This window comes from Snodgrassella sp. ESL0323 (assembly GCF_013346865.1).
In the GTDB taxonomy this organism is placed as follows: Bacteria; Pseudomonadota; Gammaproteobacteria; order Burkholderiales; family Neisseriaceae; genus Snodgrassella; species Snodgrassella alvi.
The window spans coordinates 21505-40817 of record NZ_JAAEDT010000003.1 but is presented as its reverse complement, the minus strand read 5'-3'; the positions used below and the strand labels follow the sequence as shown (position 1 = coordinate 40817).

The window sequence follows — 19313 nt, the reverse complement described above, 5'->3', positions numbered from 1 at the left end:
TTCGACTGCGTTCTACTTTAAACTGTGCGTTTGTTTCGTGTCGCGTCATCAGCGAAGAAGGCGAACTATACGCCTCCACAAAGCCCCTGTCAACTCCTGCCTGCATTTATTTTTGACTTCCTCCTCACTTAACTGTTTTTACTGAGTTTATTTTTGATCCATTATTTTTGATTACATCAAATTCGCATTCTTTGCTGTGTATTTACTGTCTAACTAATTCTCTTGTGAATTGATGATTTGCAAAATCTGTTGCTGTTTTTCTGCACTCAATGAGGTTAAGTGTAAGGTTTGCTCTGCCAATACTTTATATAGTGTTTGTTCTGATTGTTCTAATGTTTGCCAGTGGAGGGCAATGGTATTGCTGTCACCACGTTTAATGGGGCCGGTTAAGGCTTCTTCCGGAGACATTATCTGCAATTGATTGAGATTTTGCTGCATTAGCTGATTTACCAGAGCTTCTGCCAATTCTTGTGGCAAAGACAGGGAAGTCAATATATTTCTTGCGAATGCATTTAAGGTTACTAAAAAATTTGCACTTATGGAGAGAGCCGCGTGGTAACGGTTTTTCTGAGCAGAATCAATATTAAAGCAGATTAAGTCTGCTGCCTGTGCCAACTTATATAATAAAGATAATGCTTCTTCATCACCTTCTATTGCACATGGATGCCCCGGTAAAGTATTGATGGCCGTTTCTATCGAAGCAAAGGCAAATACCGGATGTAATGAACCTACTAATAATTTCTGTTGCTTATGTGGTACTAATATATTGCTATTTAATGCACCACTGAAATGAAGTATCAATGTGTCAGCCTTTAGCCAGTCAATTTGATGTATTTTCCAACCAATTTCTTCGATGAACTGATCGCTAACACCTATGACTATAATATCCGCTGGTGGTAAAGTTTCCAGTTGTTTGTGTACTTGGATGTGCGGTATGTGATTTTTGAGATACTCTGCAGCTGAAAAATTGCGATTCCAGACAGCCTGAATATTAATCAGTTTACTTTGATGCCAGATTATGGCTAATGTTGAGGCAACCTTACCTGCACCAACAATATTTACGCTTGGTCTGCGTGCTTTTTTCAGGCAAATGGAACTAGTTGTCATTATTAATTTTTCTAAATTAAAAGACGATTATTTTACCTGAGACTATGTGTTGCAATTGAAGCCTCTTAACCAAAACGGTACACTTCAATACTTACTCTATTATTCTAACCATAATTTACTTGGGCAAACACGTTAATGAATGCTGCTTTTAATGTGAAATCTGCGCGTCTGGATACGCTGTCAGTACAATTACTGACAGATGATCTGACTTTGATTAACCAGGAACTAAAGCAACGGGCAGAACGTTTTGGTAATTTACGCAATATGCCTTTTACTCTGGATCTGCAAAATCTTTCTAATCAGGCAAATGTGAATTTAGCGAAGCTGATTGCGCTGTTTGCACGATATAATTTGCGCATTATTGCTATCCGCCATACCGATTTATCTTGGTCCAATCTGGCTAAACAGCATAATATTGCTTTTAGCATTCTTCCAGAGGAACAGGCCAGTGCACGCGTCAAGGCTATAACTGAGGCGCAAATACCACAAATTACTGAAAAAGAAAAAATCACTTCATCTGCTTCTGCCTTACCGACGCTGGTGATAGATCGCACTATTCGTACCGGTCAGCAGGTTTACGCGGAAAAATCTGATTTAATTGTTCTGGGACTGGTAAGTGAAGGAGCGGAAATTATTGCAGATGGCAATATTCATATTTATGGTCCTTTACGCGGCCGGGCATTGGCTGGCGCTGCCGGAAACAAGGATACGCGTATTTTTGCACAATCTATGCAGGCTGAACTGGTATCTGTAGCAGGAATTTATCGCATTTTTGATCAACAATTACCAGCACATCTGTATCGTCACCCTGTACAGATTTTTCTGCAGAATGACCGGCTGGTGCTTAGTGCGATTCAGGCGCATTAATTTTATGACTGATTTTTGAATGTATTGACAGATTCATTTATATAACAAAAAGGATTTTGATTGTGGCAAAGATTATTGTGGTGACGTCAGGTAAAGGTGGTGTTGGTAAGACCACAACCAGTGCCAGTATTTCAACAGGTCTGGCTTTAGCCGGTCATAAAACTGCGGTAATTGATTTTGATGTGGGCTTACGTAATCTGGATTTGATTATGGGTTGCGAACGCCGTGTAGTTTATGATCTGATTAATGTTATTCAGGATGAAGCTACTCTGAATCAGGCATTAATTAAAGATAAACACTGCGAAAATCTTTATGTGTTACCGGCTTCTCAGACTCGGGATAAAGATGCGCTTACCCGCGACGGTGTAGAAAAAGTTTTAAAAGATCTGACCGTGAAAATGGGCTTTGAATATGTAGTTTGCGATTCACCGGCTGGTATTGAGCAAGGCGCATTGATGGCTTTGTATTTTGCCGATGAAGCCATTGTCACTACCAACCCGGAAATATCCAGTGTACGTGACTCTGACCGTATTCTGGGTATTTTATCCAGCAAATCACGTCGTGCTGAAACCAACAGTGCACCAGTGAAAGAACACTTACTGATTACCCGCTATTCACCTGAACGTGTTGAAAAAGGCGAAATGCTGTCCGTGCAGGATATTCAGGATATTTTGCGTATTCCATTAATTGGTGTTATTCCGGAATCACAAAATGTATTACAGGCATCTAATTCAGGCACACCGGTTATTTTGCAGGAAAATTCTATTGTTGCGGATGCTTATAAAGATGTTGTCGCTCGCCTGCTGGGTGAGGATCGTCCAATCCGTTTTCTAGATACTGAGAAAAAAGGTTTTCTCAAGCGACTGTTTGGAGGATAAGACATGTCTATAATAGATTTTCTTTTTGGCAAAAAGCAACAATCCGCAAAAACGGCTCGCGATCGTTTACAAATTATTATTGCGCAGGAGCGAGCTACTCATACACCGGACTATTTACCTACACTACAAAAAGAGTTACTGGAAGTGTTATCAAAATATGTTCATGTTTCTTTAAATGATATTCACATTTCTCAGGAAAAGAAAAACGGTATGGATGTATTGGCACTGAATATTACTTTACCTGAAACAGGAAAGAAAAAGGCCAGTTAATGACGCTGACTGAATTGCGCTATATTGTGGCTGTAGCTCAGGAAAAACATTTTGGACGTGCTGCCCAGCGATGTTTTGTAAGCCAGCCTACTTTATCCATTGCAATCAAGAAGCTGGAAGAGGAGCTCGGACTGGCATTATTTGATCGCAGCAGTAATGAGGTAATGACAACTGAGGCTGGTCAGCGAATTGTGGTACAGGCTCGCCGTGTTCTTGAAGAAGCTGATCGCATTAAGCTGATGGCGAATCAGGAACAGAGTGAACTGGAAGGAATATTTAAACTCGGTCTGATTTTTACCATTGCACCATATCTGCTGCCAAAGCTGATTTTATCTTTGCGAGAGATGGCCCCAGGAATGCCATTACAGCTGGATGAAAATTATACAGATGTATTAAAAGAATCACTTAAGCGCGGTGATCTGGATGCCATTGTGGTAGCAGAGCCATTTCATGAAACCGGACTGGAAACCATTCCGCTTTATGATGAGCCTTTTTTTGTTATTGTTCCGAAAGGTCATGCTTTCGAGCAATTGGACGAGGTTACACCAAAGCAACTGGGTGAAGAACGGGTATTATTGCTCACCGAGGGCAACTGTATGCGTGATAATGTACTGGCTAGCTGCCAGGAACTGGCTTCACGTCAGAAAATTCAAGGGTTGTCTAATAGCATCCAAGGAAGTTCTATCAATACAATCAGACATATGGTGGCCAGTGGTCTGGGTATTAGTGTCATGCCAGCTACAGCTTTAACAGAGAATGATCATCTGTTATTCAGTATTATTCCATTTACCAGTCCGACACCGGAGCGGCGCGTGGTGTTGGCCTCCAGACGCAATTTTGTCCGCCCTAAAGCCTTGCGCATGATTAAATCTGCTATTCTGGCTTCGCAGTTAACTGGGGTAAAATTTATTCATGATGCTGATTAAGTTTTAGAGTAATCAAAAAACGCCTGTACTCTAGCAGGCGTTTTTTGATGCACAAAATTTTCTGATTTAAGCTATATATGATTACAGATTATTTAATCATATGAAATTGATTAAATAATCTGTAATCTATAAATGAATTTAAATTCAAACAGATTCGAAACAGGATTTTCTATGATTGCATTAATACAACGTGTGAAAGAAGCCAGCGTCTGTGTAAACTCTGAAATAGTCGGACAAATAAATCAGGGATTACTGGTGCTATTAGGTGTGGAAGAAGAAGATGATTTACAAAAAGCTGAACGTCTCTGTGACAAAGTACTTGGTTATCGGATTTTTAGTGATCAAGATAATAAAATGAATTTGAACGTTAAGCAGGCTAATGGTCAGTTACTGGTTGTTTCACAATTTACGCTTGCTGCTGATACTAAAAAAGGGATGCGCCCTAGTTTTACAAAAGGTGCAGCACCAGAAAAAGCCAATGATTTGTATAATTATTTTGTTGAATTATGCCAGAAACAAATTGTGACTAAAACTGGTATCTTTGCCGCAAATATGCAGGTTTCCCTGATTAATGACGGACCGGTAACATTCTGGCTGCAAGTTTGAGTATTTGTATTTATTCAATAGCAAACAAATTAATTTTTAGTATCGGCTGAGTTCCTGCTTTAATACGCGGATATTGGCTTGCCGGTCTGTTATATTTTGTTGCCAGCGCTGAATTTGTGCTGTTGCTCCCTGCTTTTGTGCCTGACGCAACTTTTGCTGGGCTATTGTCAATGCATTCTGTTCACTGGCAATATCACGCTGAACCAGTTGTTTTGGTGTCAGTTTGGGTATAGTGATTATTTTAGCCGGTACTGTAGCCATATTATTTTTATTTCTAATCATAGTCACAGTTTCAGGTTTCGGAGGCTGTTGTCGCAGTGAAATACCTATTTTGGGAGAAGCCGGTGTTTTCATTAAGTCACTGTCTCGTCCAAATTCAGCACTGTACCAAAGGCGTTGCAACTGCTCCAAACCCGGAGCATTCTGATTTTCCAGAGAATATTTTTTTAGATTATCATCATCTGCGGGTGGATACTTTGCAATCTGACACTGAACATCTAAAGGTTTGGTTGTATAGCTGACATGATTATTTGCCAGCGGACAAGCATACCAGACCACAGATTTAGGCTCACTGGCTGTGGATACAGCTGCTGTTGTGTCTTCAGCCCAAACCACATTCATATCACTGAAAAACAATAAACAGATAATGAAATAAAAGCTAAATCTGAACTTGTTTTGCATAACAATTACTCGTTACGTCCACAATTAAATACATACACAATGTAGTTTTATAGCACAATTTACTGATTTGGATAATTAACCAGTGACTGAAATCTTTACAAAATATAATTGTAAGACAAATTATCTGGTGTACGGGTATTTTTTATATTATTGTAATATATATACAAAATTTACGTTATTTAATTTATTCTCCTGATGTTTCTGATAATTTCAAAGATTGTACTTAACTTCATAAATAAAAATCATAAAATTAATTCATGCTTCTTAAATTTACTTTTAATTAATAATTAACATAATGATAATATACTAAATAATAGGAAAACAAAATGTTACTTAAATCTAAAAAGGTTTTCTTCCCAATAATTATTGTATTAATATTATTAGGATTCAGTTTTTATTATGTATATGAAGATCTCTTTGTCGATGAAAGCAAAATAGGTACGGTTGTCGATGAATTCAATGGTGTTAAGGTTTACTACAATGGAAAAATCAGCCATGTAAGTGAAAGAAATATAGCACCAGATGGCTATAATTTAGGATTAAAGTATCAATGTGTCGAATTTATTAAGCGCTACTATTATGAACGCTTTAATCATAAAATGCCTGACAGTTATGGGCATGCCAAACAATTTTTTGATGATTCGATACCAGATGGAAATCTTAATCCTAAACGTAATTTACTTCAATTCCATAACGGCTCTCCCACAAAACCTCAAGTTGACGATATTATTGTCTTAGGCTGGTCTAAATATGGTCACGTAGCCATTATCAGCAAAGTTACTAACAATGATATTGAGATCGTTCAGCAAAATCCTGGTCCTACTGCCAGTAGTCGCGCCACTTTTCCGTTAATTTATAAAGATGGATTATGGAAAATAGATTCTTTTCGTGTTTTAGGTTATTTACGTAAACGTTAAAAGCAAATTACATGATGAATCACAGAAATAATAGTTATTTTAATGCTGGGCACAAAAACAGTTTGTTAAATGATCATTTACTAATCCCATTGATTGCATAAACGCATAGCACGTAGTCGGACCTACAAAGCTAAAACCACGCTTTTTTAAAGCTTTGGACATAGCGCGACTAATTTCTGTCTGTGTTGGCACCTCTGATAAATGTTTATAGTGATTGATAATCGGTTGATCATTAACAAATGACCAAATAAAACTGGCAAAATCTTCCCCATTTTGCTGCATAGATAGATATGCATGGGCATTATTAATAATTGCTTTGAGTTTGGCCGGATGGCGAATAAGCCCGGAATTCTGTAATAGTGGTTCAATATCGGTAATTGTAATAATTTGATGCGGATTAAAATCATAGAAACAACGCCGGTATTCATCGCGTTTTTTTAATACAGTAATCCATGATAAGCCGGCCTGCTGGCCTTCCAGACAAATCTTTTCAAACAGTTTTTGCCCGTCTCTCTGTATTTTTCCCCATTCAAAATCATGATAATGTTCATACAATGGGTCAGCGTTGACCCATTCACACCGTTGTTTCAACTGTTTTTGCATAATATTTGAATCCGCTTAATGTTATAATTTTTGCATAGTTATCTGATAATTTTTAATATAACCATGTCTGAATCAGGGTGATAATACCTAAAAGACAGATCAGAATGCAGGCCCCTATACGGATACGGTTTAAGGGTAAACGCTGCATCAGCCAGTTTCCGAAAAATATTACCGGAACATTAGCTAATAACAAACCTACTGTACTACCCAGAACTACTGAAAACAAATCACGGTATTGAGCTGCCAGCAAAATAGTAGCAATTTGGGTTTTATCACCCACTTCTGCCAGAAAAAATAATACTGCAGTGGCCACGAACGGACCATAACGCATAAAGCGAGTATCTACACCATCATCTTTATCCGGCTTTAACAGCCATAAACCCACTATCAGAAAACTGAAGCCTACAACCCAGCCCATTAACTGCGGTGTAAAAAAACGTGCTACCTCTACGCCAAACCATGCAGAAACAATATGATTAAGTAAGGTAGCACAAAGCATACCGGCAATGATGGAATATTTGCGCGAAAATCGGGTTGCCAGAAATAAAGTCAGTAATTGAGTTTTGTCACCAATTTCAGCAAGCGCAACTGGAATGACAGAAGAAAGAAAAGCATGAATCATTTTCAGAATACCGTTGGCGGGCAAAAGACAAAAGACACAATAAAACCCCCGCCGTAACGGTTTTATGTATCTCAAGTCTCGTTAGTCCGCCAACAGGCAAGGACGTTACGACCATACAGCAAAAACTGTAAATATGTTGACCGTAACCACAGGCTTGAAGAAACCACCTGTGCAACTACTCCCTTAAGGCAGGGCATCATAACCCATTCTATACAAACGCAACAAGTGAAATTCTTTAAAAATTCATTGAATTTGATTTCAGACAACAAAACAGGCTGCCATACTTTATGGCAGCCTGCAATAATAGATTAATCAGATTAATAATAACCCAGAACTTTCCACCAAACACCACCGATAGCCACAAATATAATCAGTTCGACTACACTCATGATGAAACCGACTTTCCACCATTCGCCTAAAGTAACATAGCCTGAACCGAATATCACAGGTGAAGTACCAGTAGCATAATGCGTTAGTGTCATCATGATGCTGGAAGCTGCAGCCATCATCAGTGCAAACAGCATCGGAGGTGCGCCAAGCGCCAGACCGGCAGAATAGAAGGCAGCAAACATGGCTGTAATGTGAGCAGTAGTACTTGCAAACATATAGTGCGCATACATATAAGCCAGTAATAATAAGGCACAGGCACCCATCCAGCCCATACCCAGTCCGCCTATGCTGCTTTCCAGCACACCAGAGAACCATTTAATCAATCCGAGTTTATTCAGGAAAGTAGCCATCATGACTAATGCAGCAAACCAGGTAATGGTATCCCATGCACTTTTTTCTTTCAGAATATCATCCCAGCTTAATACACCGGTTAACAATAACAATGACAAACCAATGAATGCAGTAGTGGTCGCGTCTATAATGTATGCGTCACCAAACAGCATGGCCGGCACACCTGCCCATAAAATCAGCAATACTGCAAAAATACCCAGCATGATTTTTTCATCACGGGTCATCGGCCCCTGCTCTTTCAGACGCTCTTGAGCAAAAGCAACGGCATTGGGTGTTTGCTTGATTTCAGGCGGATACAACCAGTAAATAATCAGTGGCATCAGGAACATCGCTATCAGACCCGGTATTAACATTGCCAAAGCCCATGTACCCCATGTCAGATTAATATTTTTATTGGTTACATCGGCAATTAGCCTCACAATTAACGGGTTAGGAGCGGTAGCAGTAATAAACATGATTGAGCTGATGGGATTGGCATGATAATTTACCAGAGCCAAAAATTTACCCATACGTTTTTCTGTGCCCTTTTCAGGATCAGAATCATAGCTGGATGCAATAGACTTCATGATTGGGTGAATAATGCCACCGCCACGAGCAGTATTACTCGGTGTAACCGGAGCCAGTATTAATTCCACTACGGCCAGACTATAGGCAACACCTAGCGTACGTTTACCCCATAACCTAATGAACAGATAGCCCACACGTGCACCAAGACCGGTTTTTAATAAACCGCGCGAAATCATAATTGCCACACCAATCAACCAGATCAGCGGATTACCAAAACTGCTTAAGGCATCACCCATAGCCTTACTGGGATCATTATTGGTTACACCGGTTAAGGCAACCAGCATAATGGCAATAATAGATAGTGCACCAATCGGCATTGCTTTGCCGATAATGGCAGCAATAACTCCGACAAACATGGCCAGTAAATGCCATGCCTGAGGTGAAACCCCCTCTGGAACCGGTATGAACCAGATAATCAGAGCGATTATCAGCGCAATAGCCGCGGGAATGGGTTTAAACCCAATTTTTACAGGCATACAACATACTCCTAAATCATAAAGATACAGACTACAGCCAGACAGAAATCACTAACCTGAATGTGATTGTATACTTTTATAGCAAAATACCGTCTGATATAAAGCAAAAAAGTGTCAGACGGTATTGACGAAAGTCAGATGATTATACTGTTTAAGCCTGAATGAATATAACATACAGCTGTGTAAGTAAACGCTATTGATGTTAAAGCAGATTTTCCGGATGCGATTAAATAGATAAATTTTGCAAAACTATGCTTGAAATCGTGCCGGGCATACCCATTTACGCTTCATTAGCAATAGTATGGCAGTGGTAATTAACCACCCTGCTTGCAGCCGTAATATAGCGGCGCAAAGTACGAAATTAAATAATTAGGAGATTATTAATTATGGCAAAAGTAATCGGTATTGACTTAGGTACCACCAACTCCTGTGTTGCCATTTCCGAAGGTGGCCAGACTAAAGTAATTGAAAATGCGGAAGGTGCACGTACTACGCCTTCAATTGTTGCTTATCTGGACGATAACGAAATTCTGGTAGGTGCACCAGCCAAACGTCAGGCTGTTACTAATCCGAAAAATACTATTTATGCTGTAAAACGTCTGATCGGCCGCAAATTTGATGATGCTGAAGTACAGCGCGATATTAAATCTATGCCTTTTCAGATTGTTAAAGCAAATAATAACGACGCATGGGTAGAAGCACATGGTGAAAAATTATCACCTCCGCAAGTATCTGCCGAAGTATTGCGTAAAATGAAAAAAGCAGCTGAAGATTATCTGGGTGAAAAAGTAACTGAAGCTGTTATTACCGTGCCGGCTTATTTTAATGACAGTCAGCGTCAGGCTACTAAAGACGCCGGTCGTATTGCTGGTCTGGATGTAAAACGTATTATCAATGAACCAACTGCCGCGGCTTTGGCTTTCGGTATGGATAAAGGTGAAAAAGGCGATCGCAAGATTGCCGTATACGACCTTGGCGGTGGTACATTTGATATTTCTATTATTGAAATCGCTGAAGTTGATGGCGACAAACAATTCGAAGTACTGGCCACCAATGGTGATACATTCCTGGGCGGTGAAGACTTCGATCAGCGTTTGATTAACTACATCATTGATGAATTCAAAAAAGATCAGGGTATCGATCTGAAAAATGATGTAATGGCTCTGCAACGTCTGAAAGAAGCTGCTGAAAAAGCGAAAATCGAACTTTCCAGTGGACAGCAGACAGAAATCAATCTGCCTTACATCACTATGGATGCTTCCGGCCCGAAACATCTGGCGATGAAAATTACCCGTGCCAAATTTGAAAGTCTGGTAGAAGATCTGATTACTCGCTCTATCGAACCTTGCCGCACTGCAATTAAAGATGCCGGTCTGAGCGTAAATGATATTAATGATGTTATTTTGGTAGGCGGTCAAAGCCGTATGCCAAAAGTACAGGAAGCTGTTAAAGATTTCTTCGGTAAAGAACCGCGCCGTGATGTTAATCCTGATGAAGCTGTTGCTGTAGGTGCTGCTATTCAGGGTGCCGTACTGGCCGGTGACCGTAACGACGTGCTGTTACTTGATGTAACACCTTTGTCTCTGGGTATTGAAACCATGGGCGGTGTGATGACTAAACTCATCAACAAAAACACTACCATTCCGACTAAAGCAACTCAAACATTCTCTACAGCTGAAGATAATCAAAGTGCAGTAACCATCCATGTATTACAGGGTGAACGTGAACGTGCTTCTGCTAATAAGAGTCTGGGACAGTTTAATCTGGGTGATATTCCTCCTGCACCCCGTGGTGTGCCTCAGGTAGAAGTAACTTTTGATATCGACGCCAACGGTATTTTGCATGTATCTGCAAAAGACAAAGGTACCGGCAAAGAAGCTAATATCACCATTCAGGCTTCTTCCGGTCTGAGCGAAGAAGAAATCGAACGCATGGTAAAAGATGCAGAAGCTAATGCTGAGGAAGATCGTAAACTATCCGAACTGGTAAGCAGTCGCAATCAGGCTGAAGCTTTGATTCATTCAGTACAGAAATCTTTGACTGAATATGGCGACAAACTGGATGCTGCTGAAAAAGAAAAAATTGAAGCAGCCATCAAGGAAGCTGAAGAAGCTGTTAAAGGTGAAGATAAAGCTGCCATTGATGCTAAAGCCGAGGCTTTAGGTACAGCCAGCCAGAAACTGGGCGAAATGATGTATGCTCAGGCACAGGCCGAAGGTCAGCAAGCTGGTGCCCAGACTGAACAGTCGCAAAGCAAAGGCAGCGATGACGTTGTAGACGCTGAATTTGAAGAAGTAAAAGATAAAGAGAAAAAAGACTAATTTTTTCCTGATACTATTTAACCCCGCTTCCAAGCGGGGTTTTATTTTATCTGGCCATTGCCCTACAGACTAAAAAAGCCATTTATATCTGTTATTTCTGCTGCAAAATTTCTGATTTTATTATTATTGCCAGTTTATAATCATTCAGACAGATGAAAATATCAATAAGCAGAAATTGTGAATATTTAATCTCCTGTAAAAAAACAGACATATTTGCAAACTGACCGTTACAATAATCGTAGCGATTATTTACAATAAAGAAATACAACTGGAGCAAAAGATGGATTTTTATATTTTACTGATTTTACTTGGTGTTTGTTGTGCCATACTAACTGCCGGATTTTGCGGACGCTCACAACGCTGGGGACCATGGACAATGCTGATTGGCATTAGCTGCCTGCTGATTCTGATTATGGTGATGATATATAAACTATCGCGCGTTGTCTGAATTCTGATTCCTGTCTGTCAGCTTCATTCTGATTCTGGCAGATGAATCGGTTGGAAATCAATGATGGTGATTACAACCGAATAAAATTGATGTATAACATTATCTTCTTTAGCTAAGACTGTTTTCTTCAAAGAAAATTTGAAAAATAGGTATCCACATGCAAAACAAATTAAGCAAAATAACCTGTATCGAAGATTTGCGTAAAGTTGCCAAACGCAAAGTACCTAAGATGTTTTATGATTATGCTGATACTGGTTCGTGGACTGAATCTACCTATCATGCCAATAGTAATGATTTTCAGGAAATTAAATTACGCCAGCGTGTATTGACGGATATGACCGGCCGTACACTGGAAACAACAATGGCAGGTCAGACAGTAAAAATGCCGGTGGCACTGGCACCTACCGGATTAACCGGTATGCAGCATGCCGACGGAGAAATTCTGGCTGCACGTGCGGCCGAAAAATTCGGTGTGCCGTTTACGCTGTCTACTATGTCTATATGTTCTATTGAAGACGTGGCCGAAAATACCAGCGCTCCGTTCTGGTTTCAATTATATGTTATGCGTGACCGCGAATTCATGCGCGATCTGATTCGCCGTGCTCAGGAAGCCAAATGTTCAGCATTGGTGGTTACTGCTGATTTACAGGTTCTGGGACAAAGACATAAAGATATTAAAAACGGGCTGTCTACGCCGCCTAAACCCACACTGCGCAACTGGATGAATCTGGCTACTAAGCCGGAGTGGTGTCTGGCTATGCTGAATACACAACGTCGCACTTTCCGTAATATTGTCGGTCATACCAAAGGCGTTGCCGACATGACATCACTGTCTTCATGGACATCTGAACAGTTTGATCCGCGCCTCAGCTGGAAAGACATAGAAGAAATCAAGAATTTATGGGGCGGAAAATTGATTATTAAAGGCATTCTTGATGCCGAAGATGCAGAAATGGCTGTGAAATCCGGCGCAGATGCAATTATAGTGTCTAACCATGGTGGTCGCCAGCTGGACGGCGCTCCTTCGACCATCCATGCATTACCCAATATTATTTCTGCTGTAGGCAATAATATTGAAGTCTGGCTGGATAGTGGTATCCGCAGCGGACAGGATGTTCTCAAAGCTATTGCTATGGGAGCCAAGGGTACACTAATTGGCCGCGCATTCCTGTATGGTCTGGGTGCATATGGTGAGGATGGTGTAACACGTGCGCTGGAAATTATTTATAACGAAATGGATATCAGCATGGCCTTTACCGGTCATACTGATATCAAAACCGTTAATAAAGATATTCTGATACCGGGCACTTATCCGGTAGCCGGTTAAATCTGCCTGATTCTAAGGATATTTAAAAGCTATTTGTCTCAGACAAATAGCTTTTTTATCAATACCGCTCATCTTATTCAGCATTTGGTATAACTAACTGGCTTTTTAACTGACATGAACAGGTGACAAAGCCACTTCAGCCGGCTATGCTTGCCTTTTTATTGCTTATTAGACTGTTATGAACATCACTGAGAAAATTGCTTCGGAGCTGAATGTTGCTTCCGCACGAATTCAGGCAGCGATTGACCTGCTGGATGATGGCGCTACGGTACCGTTTGTGGCACGCTACCGTAAAGAAGCCACAGGCGGGCTGGATGATACTCAGCTGCGGACGCTGGCTGAACGATTACAATATCTGCGTGAATTACAGGAACGCAAACAAACTGTATTATCCAGCATCGAAGAACAGGGCAAACTGACTGATGAGCTGCGCCAGAGCATAGAAGACGCTGATAATAAAACTGCACTGGAAGATATCTATCTTCCTTATAAACCCAAACGCCGTACCAAGGCACAAATTGCACGCGAGTACGGGCTGGCACCATTAGCTGAATCACTGCTTACTCAGCCAGATCTGGATCCGGAAATTACCGCACAAAATTATTTAAACGACAATGTCGCTGACAGTAAAGCCGCTCTGGACGGAGCGCGCGCGATTCTGATGGAACAATTTGCCGAAGAAGCCGGTCTGATAGGACGTTTGCGCGAGAAATTGTGGCGTGAAGGTGAAATCCATGCCACGGTAATCGAAGGTCAGGAAAGTGCCGGTGAAAAATTCAAAGATTACTTTAATCACCGTGAACCGATTCACAGCATGCCCAGCCATCGTGCTCTGGCCATACTGCGCGGTCGTAATGAAGGTATATTGTCGCTCAATCTGAAATACCAGCCTGATGATACACCTGCCGGCGAACAGAGTATTTATGAGCAACTGATTGCACAACAGTTTGGTATCGCAGATATCGGACGTGCTGCTGACCGCTGGTTACGTGACACAGTGCGCTTAAGCTGGCGTGCCAAAATTTTTCTTTCATTAGAACTTGAAGCCCTCAACCGACTTAAAGAAAATGCTGATCAGGCTGCCATCAGTGTATTTGCCCAAAATCTGAAAGATTTGCTGCTTGCAGCTCCGGCCGGCCGTCTTACCACTATCGGGCTGGATCCCGGTATCCGTACCGGAGTAAAAGTAGCGGTAGTGGATGATACCGGTAAGCTACTGGAAACAGCTACTATCTATCCGCACCAGCCGCGTAACGACTGGAAAGGCGCTCTGACTACACTGATGCATCTGGTAAAACAATATAAAGTCCGGCTGATTGCCATTGGTAACGGTACAGCCAGTCGTGAAACCGACAAGCTGGCCGGTGAACTGATTCGTGCCCTGCCTGATTATCATTTGCAAAAAATCGTTGTTTCCGAAGCCGGTGCCTCTGTTTACTCCGCTTCTGCTTTAGCAGCCAAAGAATTTCCTGAGCTGGATGTCAGTCTGCGCGGTGCTGTGTCTATCGCCCGCCGCCTGCAAGACCCGCTGGCAGAACTGGTGAAAATTGACCCCAAATCAATTGGTGTTGGTCAATATCAGCATGATGTTAACCAGAGCCAGCTAGCCAAAAGTCTGGATGCAGTTGTGGAAGATTGTGTAAACGCTGTCGGAGTGGATGTGAATACCGCATCAGTCGCCCTTTTGGCGCGTATTTCCGGTCTTAATAGTACACTGGCACAGAATATTGTTAGTTATCGTGACCAGAATGGGGCTTTTGCCAATCGCAAAACTCTGCTTAAAGTACCGCGTCTGGGCAGTAAAACTTTTGAACAGGCAGCCGGCTTTCTGCGTATTCAGGGCGGTGATGAACCTCTGGATGCCAGTGCAGTCCATCCGGAAAGCTATCCTATCGTTGCCAGAATGCTCAAAACGGCTCAGCTGCGTGCTGACCAGCTGATTGGCAACCACAGTGTGCTCAAAACACTTAAACCCGCAGATTACATCGATGCTAATGTCGGTTTACCTACAATTAACGACATTCTGGCTGAACTGGAAAAGCCCGGTCGTGACCCGCGCGGCGAATTCCAGACCGCAACATTTGCTGACGGTATAGAAGACATCAGCGACCTTAAACCCGGTATGGTTCTTGAAGGCGTAGTCAGTAATGTGGCCGCATTTGGTGCTTTTGTCGATATTGGCGTGCATCAGGACGGACTGGTACATGTTTCTGCCTTAGCTGACCGCTATATTGCTGACCCGCGTGATATTGTTAAAACCGGCGATGTGGTTAAAGTGAAGGTTATCGATGTTGATATAGCGCGTAAACGTATTGCTCTGTCCATGCGTCTGAACGACGATGCTCAGCCTGCATCCCGCCAACACGAACGACCACGCCGGCAAAATGGTAAAACACAAAATGTATCCGGCACAGATAATGCTATGGCGGCAGCATTTGCGCGGTTAAAACAGCAATAGACAAAAAACCGCTATAAAGGGGCATCTCAGCCCCTTTTTTCATTAAACAGCCTGCATATAATATCTTAGCGACAATCTTTGCCAGACAACGGCACACTTACCTGTGAATGATCCTGAAAAGTATAAACATACACAAAATTAAATCCCCCCAGCAACATACGCCGTGTCAGAGGCTGACGGCACGCCTGCTCTAAATCCTTTTTCACTGATGTCGGATTGAAATTAGCCTGATTTCGCTTACTGTCCAGCATGGTATACGAATAATAAATAGTCTGATTGTGCCGTACAGCTGCTGTAAACAGATTCTGTTTGTGTTGCTGTGGCAGTTTCTTCTGTAATGCCAGCAATTGCTGATCTACAGACGTAGTCAATACCGGATCAATGGCCAGAGGCATATGCTGAGGTTTACTGGCAGCCTCTGCAGAAGCTGCACCAGATTCATCTGGCTGCCGGTTACAGGCTGCCAGTAAGCACAAACAGAATAGCGCAATTATTTTTTTCATGGCTGACACTTTCAGAGTAGATACAGACAGGAGTTATCCGGTCATACCGGAAAATTTTGTCCTCTCCCCTTAATTTACTCCAGATAATCAATAATAGTGTAACACGCGCTGATTAATTTTCTACTTGCTTAATAACTTTATTTAAATCATCCATTTTCAGATTCTTGCGTAAATATTCTTCACTTTCAGGTAAAGCAATTTGAACCGATTGTTTGCACTCATACGCCAGCTCAGCATTATTTGCAGAAAAATCAATAACATGACCACCAAGTTTACGTGTAGTATCAATAAAATGTAGATGAAAACCGGCTACAGATAATTCTTTGAAAAATTCTGGCGTCCAGAAACCGATTAATGTGCCAGTGACCTTCTCTACCGTATCCACTACTTGCTGTTCAAAAACTTTAACAACAGACGGATAAGGTTTATGCTGAGCAAACGGGCGACGAATCTTCAGCTCATCAAACTGTCCGCTGATTCTTACTGCCACAAATACATTATCCAGAGGCAGATAGTGCGCCAGATGCGCATACAAATTGCTTTTACAGACATCAGTTATATCCACGACTTTATCAGGCTGAAATGTTGTAACCTGTACGAACGGCAATAGCTCATTATCGCCCATCACCTTAACCGCCTTATCACCGTCGGCCTCCAGAAAATCATGGTCAACAATTACCTCACCGGCCAGCGCATGAGAACAGCCTAAACCAAAATCACCATATTTTTTTGCTTCTCCCACACTAAATACTCCATCAAACAACCCTGCCATCAATGCATTGATGGTTGAAAACTGGACAATTGCTTTTTTCATTTTCTGCTCCGAGAATAGATAATAAATTTTATTTACATATTAATATACTCTAAAATAAAAATTTATTGAATAAACAATGTTTATATGGTTATTGCTGGTCAATTTAATACCAATAAATAACCGGACATCAGCAGAATCAATTAATTATTTTGATAATGTATTTAAATTCAGAACAGCAAGGTTTGAATCAGGTTTTGTATTGCAGTTTCACTGGTAACAGCACTCACCTTTGGCAGATATCCTGCTGAAATCAGATTGTCCGGTGCAGGTAAGACTGTTATGGTATAAGCGGTTCTCTTTATTTCTGCATCTGCAAGGCAGGTGGTCACAATCAATCAGACTGATTCGAAAACTCACCATGAAATCTTTTGTTTATTATTTTCTGGCTGCTGTTGCTGAAATCAGCGGCTGTTTTTCTTTCTGGGTCTGGCAACGCATGGGCAAATCAGTACTCTGGCTATCACCCGGCACACTGTCACTATTGTTGTTTGCATGGTTGCTGACGCTGGTGGAAAGCAATATTGCCGGACGGGCATATGCCGTTTACGGCGGTATTTATATCTGCTCTTCGTTGCTGTGGTCTTGGCTGGTAGAAGGATCTGTACCGGATAAATGGGATATCAGTGGTGCACTGGTATGCCTGCTTGGTGCAGCAATTATTTTGCTTGCTCCGCGTGGCTAAACAAAATTTGTTTATATGATTATGGCATTTACCAGCACGAAAAGTGACAAGCCGGCAGGCTGCGTCTAAACTTATCGCTAATTGCTGAACAAACTATAGCTGTAAATTATTATGCTACTGAAAAGTTTACTTTCATTATCGTTAGGCACATTTGCACTGGGTATGGCAGAATTCAGCATGATGGGTATTCTGCCGGATGTAGCAGTTTCACTGAATATCAGTATCGCTCAGGCCGGACATTTTATTGCTGCTTATGCAATCGGTGTCTGCTGCGGTGCATGGCTGCTGGTGTTAAGTTACCGTCTGCCGCCCAAAACCATTTTATTGTCATTATCAGCATTGATTGCCATTGGTAATATACTGGCTGCATTATCTCCGGGCTATATGACCTTACTGGTAGCACGTTTTATTTCCGGTCTGCCGCATGGCGCATACTTCGGTATCGGCTCCATTGTTGCTACCAAACTTGCACCGCCGGGACGCTCTGCGCAGGCTGTAGCACTGATGATTGCCGGAATGACAGTAGCCAATCTGATTGGTGTACCAGTAGGTACATGGCTGAGTTTGCATTTAAGCTGGCGTCTGGTATTTACTCTGGTGGCTGTAGTGGCCATCATACTGGTATTCACTTTACGGCGTTTTATCCCGCAAATGGATCGTTTACCCGATACCGGTATTCTGGGACAATTCCGTTTTCTGAAATCTGCTGCACCATGGCTGATACTGGCTGCCACCATGTTTGGTAACGGCGGGATTTTCTGCTGGTTCAGCTATATTAGCCCCTTACTCACACAGGTATCCGGTTTCAGTGGTAATCAGGTCAGCTTACTGATGGTACTGGCCGGCGCCGGTATGGTCGCCGGTAACTGGTGCGGTGGCCGTCTGGCCGACCGTTATACACCGGGTCAGGTCGCAGCCGGCTTACAGGGACTGGCAGCCGCAGCACTATTACTGATTTTCCTGTTTGCTTCGAATAGCTGGTTATCAGCCATACTGATGTGTGTATGTACATTTTGTCTGTTTGCCGTATCCGCACCACAGCAATTGTTATTACTGCGTCACTCTCCGGGTGGTGCATTGCTTGGAGCCGCCAGTGTACAGATGGCATTTAATCTGGGTAATGCCATTGGTTCTTATAATGGCGGGCTGGCCATCAGCCATCACTGGGGGTATCAATATCCGGCATTACTTGGGGTGCCACTGACATTAATTGGTTGTGCCTGCCTGTTGTGGTTTCACCGTCGTTATGAAAATCAGGGACAGGATATCTGAACTATAAGGAAATAATAATGGATGAATCTATACCACCGGAAATCAGGCAACGTCTGCAACTTGCCAAAAAAAACGGTAATAAAACCGAACAACTGCGTTTATGGCAGGAATACAGTAGTCTGCAAGGCTTTTCCAGTGAATGGGTAATGGCTGCACGGCTGGGAGAAGCAGGTTATACAGATGAACAGGCTCATATGGTAGCCTGTCTGTTCGGCCGCTGCTAGTAA

20 protein-coding genes are annotated in these 19313 nt (G+C 41.9%); 13 read left to right on the top strand and 7 right to left on the bottom strand.

Annotation, left to right across the window (positions count from 1 at the left end; genetic code table 11):
* Positions 1–213: 213 nt before the first annotated feature.
* Positions 214–1107 (bottom strand): Rossmann-like and DUF2520 domain-containing protein, encoded by an 894-nt coding sequence (locus GY065_RS00485; protein WP_174832582.1) that lies wholly within the window; start codon positions 1105–1107, stop codon positions 214–216.
* A gap of 135 nt (positions 1108–1242) precedes the next feature.
* Here GY065_RS00485 and minC point away from each other — a divergent pair, with 135 nt between their 5' ends.
* The 5 genes from minC (at position 1243) to dtd (ending at position 4654) form a co-directional block, all read left to right on the top strand.
* On the top strand, positions 1243–1974 hold the full coding sequence (gene minC, locus GY065_RS00480) for a septum site-determining protein MinC (protein ID WP_174832581.1): 732 nt from the start codon (positions 1243–1245) through the stop codon (positions 1972–1974).
* A gap of 62 nt (positions 1975–2036) precedes the next feature.
* A complete protein-coding gene (gene minD / locus GY065_RS00475; protein ID WP_100116785.1) occupies positions 2037–2852 on the top strand; it encodes a septum site-determining protein MinD in 816 nt (271 codons plus the stop codon).
* Between the two features lie 3 nt (positions 2853–2855).
* On the top strand, positions 2856–3122 hold the full coding sequence (gene minE / locus GY065_RS00470) for a cell division topological specificity factor MinE (protein WP_025329959.1): 267 nt from the start codon (positions 2856–2858) through the stop codon (positions 3120–3122).
* Positions 3122–4048 carry a hydrogen peroxide-inducible genes activator gene (locus GY065_RS00465; RefSeq protein WP_174832580.1) on the top strand — a complete coding sequence of 309 codons (927 nt, stop codon included), beginning with the start codon at positions 3122–3124 and terminating at the stop codon, positions 4046–4048. Before minE ends, GY065_RS00465 begins: the two co-directional genes overlap by 1 nt.
* A gap of 171 nt (positions 4049–4219) precedes the next feature.
* Positions 4220–4654, top strand: coding sequence for a D-aminoacyl-tRNA deacylase (gene dtd / locus GY065_RS00460; protein WP_084586949.1), 435 nt, complete (start codon positions 4220–4222; stop codon positions 4652–4654).
* A 36-nt stretch (positions 4655–4690) separates the two neighbouring features.
* Here dtd and GY065_RS00455 read toward each other — a convergent pair whose 3' ends face one another.
* A complete protein-coding gene (locus GY065_RS00455) occupies positions 4691–5335 on the bottom strand; it encodes a hypothetical protein (RefSeq protein WP_084585646.1) in 645 nt (214 codons plus the stop codon).
* A 326-nt stretch (positions 5336–5661) separates the two neighbouring features.
* Here GY065_RS00455 and GY065_RS00450 point away from each other — a divergent pair, with 326 nt between their 5' ends.
* Positions 5662–6252, top strand: a complete 591-nt coding sequence (locus tag GY065_RS00450) for a CHAP domain-containing protein (protein ID WP_174832579.1) — start codon at positions 5662–5664, stop codon at positions 6250–6252.
* 39 nt (positions 6253–6291) lie between these two features.
* On the opposite strand, the gene GY065_RS00445 is transcribed toward GY065_RS00450, so the two are convergent.
* The 3 genes from GY065_RS00445 to GY065_RS00435 form a co-directional block, all read right to left on the bottom strand.
* Complete coding sequence (locus GY065_RS00445) at positions 6292–6855, bottom strand: DNA-3-methyladenine glycosylase I (RefSeq protein ID WP_037393194.1); 564 nt, start codon at positions 6853–6855, stop codon at positions 6292–6294.
* A gap of 52 nt (positions 6856–6907) precedes the next feature.
* The gene (locus tag GY065_RS00440; RefSeq protein ID WP_174832584.1) at positions 6908–7474 is read right to left on the bottom strand and encodes a TMEM165/GDT1 family protein; all 567 of its coding nucleotides are present in this window, start codon (positions 7472–7474) and stop codon (positions 6908–6910) included.
* Positions 7475–7794: 320 nt separating this feature from the next.
* Entirely contained in the window at positions 7795–9249 is a 1455-nt protein-coding gene (locus tag GY065_RS00435; RefSeq protein ID WP_025329952.1) for an anion permease, read from the bottom strand.
* Between the two features lie 398 nt (positions 9250–9647).
* On the opposite strand from GY065_RS00435, the gene dnaK reads away from it, so the two are divergent.
* The 4 genes from dnaK to GY065_RS00415 all read left to right on the top strand — a co-directional run bounded on the left by dnaK (position 9648) and on the right by GY065_RS00415 (position 15815).
* Positions 9648–11582 carry a molecular chaperone DnaK gene (gene dnaK, locus GY065_RS00430; RefSeq protein WP_025329951.1) on the top strand — a complete coding sequence of 645 codons (1935 nt, stop codon included), beginning with the start codon at positions 9648–9650 and terminating at the stop codon, positions 11580–11582.
* Positions 11583–11862: 280 nt separating this feature from the next.
* Positions 11863–12030 (top strand): hypothetical protein, encoded by a 168-nt coding sequence (locus GY065_RS00425; protein ID WP_172349970.1) that lies wholly within the window; start codon positions 11863–11865, stop codon positions 12028–12030.
* A gap of 157 nt (positions 12031–12187) precedes the next feature.
* The gene (locus tag GY065_RS00420; protein ID WP_025329950.1) at positions 12188–13357 is read left to right on the top strand and encodes an alpha-hydroxy acid oxidase; all 1170 of its coding nucleotides are present in this window, start codon (positions 12188–12190) and stop codon (positions 13355–13357) included.
* 178 nt (positions 13358–13535) lie between these two features.
* Entirely contained in the window at positions 13536–15815 is a 2280-nt protein-coding gene (locus GY065_RS00415) for a Tex family protein (protein WP_174832578.1), read from the top strand.
* Positions 15816–15880: 65 nt separating this feature from the next.
* Here the strand turns inward: GY065_RS00415 and GY065_RS00410 are convergent, their stop codons facing one another.
* Positions 15881–16318: a hypothetical protein gene (locus GY065_RS00410; protein WP_174832577.1), complete on the bottom strand. Its 438-nt coding sequence runs from the start codon at positions 16316–16318 to the stop codon at positions 15881–15883.
* A 112-nt stretch (positions 16319–16430) separates the two neighbouring features.
* A complete protein-coding gene (budA, locus tag GY065_RS00405) occupies positions 16431–17132 on the bottom strand; it encodes an acetolactate decarboxylase (protein ID WP_174832576.1) in 702 nt (233 codons plus the stop codon).
* Positions 17133–17490: 358 nt separating this feature from the next.
* Between budA and GY065_RS00400 the strand changes: the two genes are divergently transcribed.
* From GY065_RS00400 to GY065_RS00390, 3 genes are all read left to right on the top strand, one after another.
* Entirely contained in the window at positions 17491–17814 is a 324-nt protein-coding gene (locus GY065_RS00400) for a YnfA family protein (RefSeq protein ID WP_174832575.1), read from the top strand.
* 111 nt (positions 17815–17925) lie between these two features.
* On the top strand, positions 17926–19086 hold the full coding sequence (locus tag GY065_RS00395; RefSeq protein ID WP_078474468.1) for an MFS transporter: 1161 nt from the start codon (positions 17926–17928) through the stop codon (positions 19084–19086).
* A 17-nt stretch (positions 19087–19103) separates the two neighbouring features.
* Positions 19104–19310 (top strand): cyanate hydratase, encoded by a 207-nt coding sequence (locus tag GY065_RS00390; RefSeq protein ID WP_232335827.1) that lies wholly within the window; start codon positions 19104–19106, stop codon positions 19308–19310.
* The last annotated feature ends 3 nt before the right edge of the window (positions 19311–19313 follow it).

Excerpts from the sequence above, each read along its gene's own strand:
- GY065_RS00485 (WP_174832582.1), bottom strand. The coding sequence starts at position 1,107 with ATGACAACTAGTTCCATTTGCCTGAAAAAAGCACGCAGACCAAGCGTA.
- minC (WP_174832581.1), top strand. The coding sequence starts at position 1,243 with ATGAATGCTGCTTTTAATGTGAAATCTGCGCGTCTGGATACGCTGTCA.
- minE (WP_025329959.1), top strand. The coding sequence starts at position 2,856 with ATGTCTATAATAGATTTTCTTTTTGGCAAAAAGCAACAATCCGCAAAA.
- GY065_RS00465 (WP_174832580.1), top strand. The coding sequence starts at position 3,122 with ATGACGCTGACTGAATTGCGCTATATTGTGGCTGTAGCTCAGGAAAAA.
- dtd (WP_084586949.1), top strand. The coding sequence starts at position 4,220 with ATGATTGCATTAATACAACGTGTGAAAGAAGCCAGCGTCTGTGTAAAC.
- GY065_RS00455 (WP_084585646.1), bottom strand. The coding sequence starts at position 5,335 with ATGCAAAACAAGTTCAGATTTAGCTTTTATTTCATTATCTGTTTATTG.
- GY065_RS00450 (WP_174832579.1), top strand. The coding sequence starts at position 5,662 with ATGTTACTTAAATCTAAAAAGGTTTTCTTCCCAATAATTATTGTATTA.
- GY065_RS00445 (WP_037393194.1), bottom strand. The coding sequence starts at position 6,855 with ATGCAAAAACAGTTGAAACAACGGTGTGAATGGGTCAACGCTGACCCA.
- dnaK (WP_025329951.1), top strand. The coding sequence starts at position 9,648 with ATGGCAAAAGTAATCGGTATTGACTTAGGTACCACCAACTCCTGTGTT.
- GY065_RS00425 (WP_172349970.1), top strand. The coding sequence starts at position 11,863 with ATGGATTTTTATATTTTACTGATTTTACTTGGTGTTTGTTGTGCCATA.
- GY065_RS00420 (WP_025329950.1), top strand. The coding sequence starts at position 12,188 with ATGCAAAACAAATTAAGCAAAATAACCTGTATCGAAGATTTGCGTAAA.
- GY065_RS00415 (WP_174832578.1), top strand. The coding sequence starts at position 13,536 with ATGAACATCACTGAGAAAATTGCTTCGGAGCTGAATGTTGCTTCCGCA.
- GY065_RS00410 (WP_174832577.1), bottom strand. The coding sequence starts at position 16,318 with ATGAAAAAAATAATTGCGCTATTCTGTTTGTGCTTACTGGCAGCCTGT.
- budA (WP_174832576.1), bottom strand. The coding sequence starts at position 17,132 with ATGAAAAAAGCAATTGTCCAGTTTTCAACCATCAATGCATTGATGGCA.
- GY065_RS00400 (WP_174832575.1), top strand. The coding sequence starts at position 17,491 with ATGAAATCTTTTGTTTATTATTTTCTGGCTGCTGTTGCTGAAATCAGC.
- GY065_RS00395 (WP_078474468.1), top strand. The coding sequence starts at position 17,926 with ATGCTACTGAAAAGTTTACTTTCATTATCGTTAGGCACATTTGCACTG.
- GY065_RS00390 (WP_232335827.1), top strand. The coding sequence starts at position 19,104 with ATGGATGAATCTATACCACCGGAAATCAGGCAACGTCTGCAACTTGCC.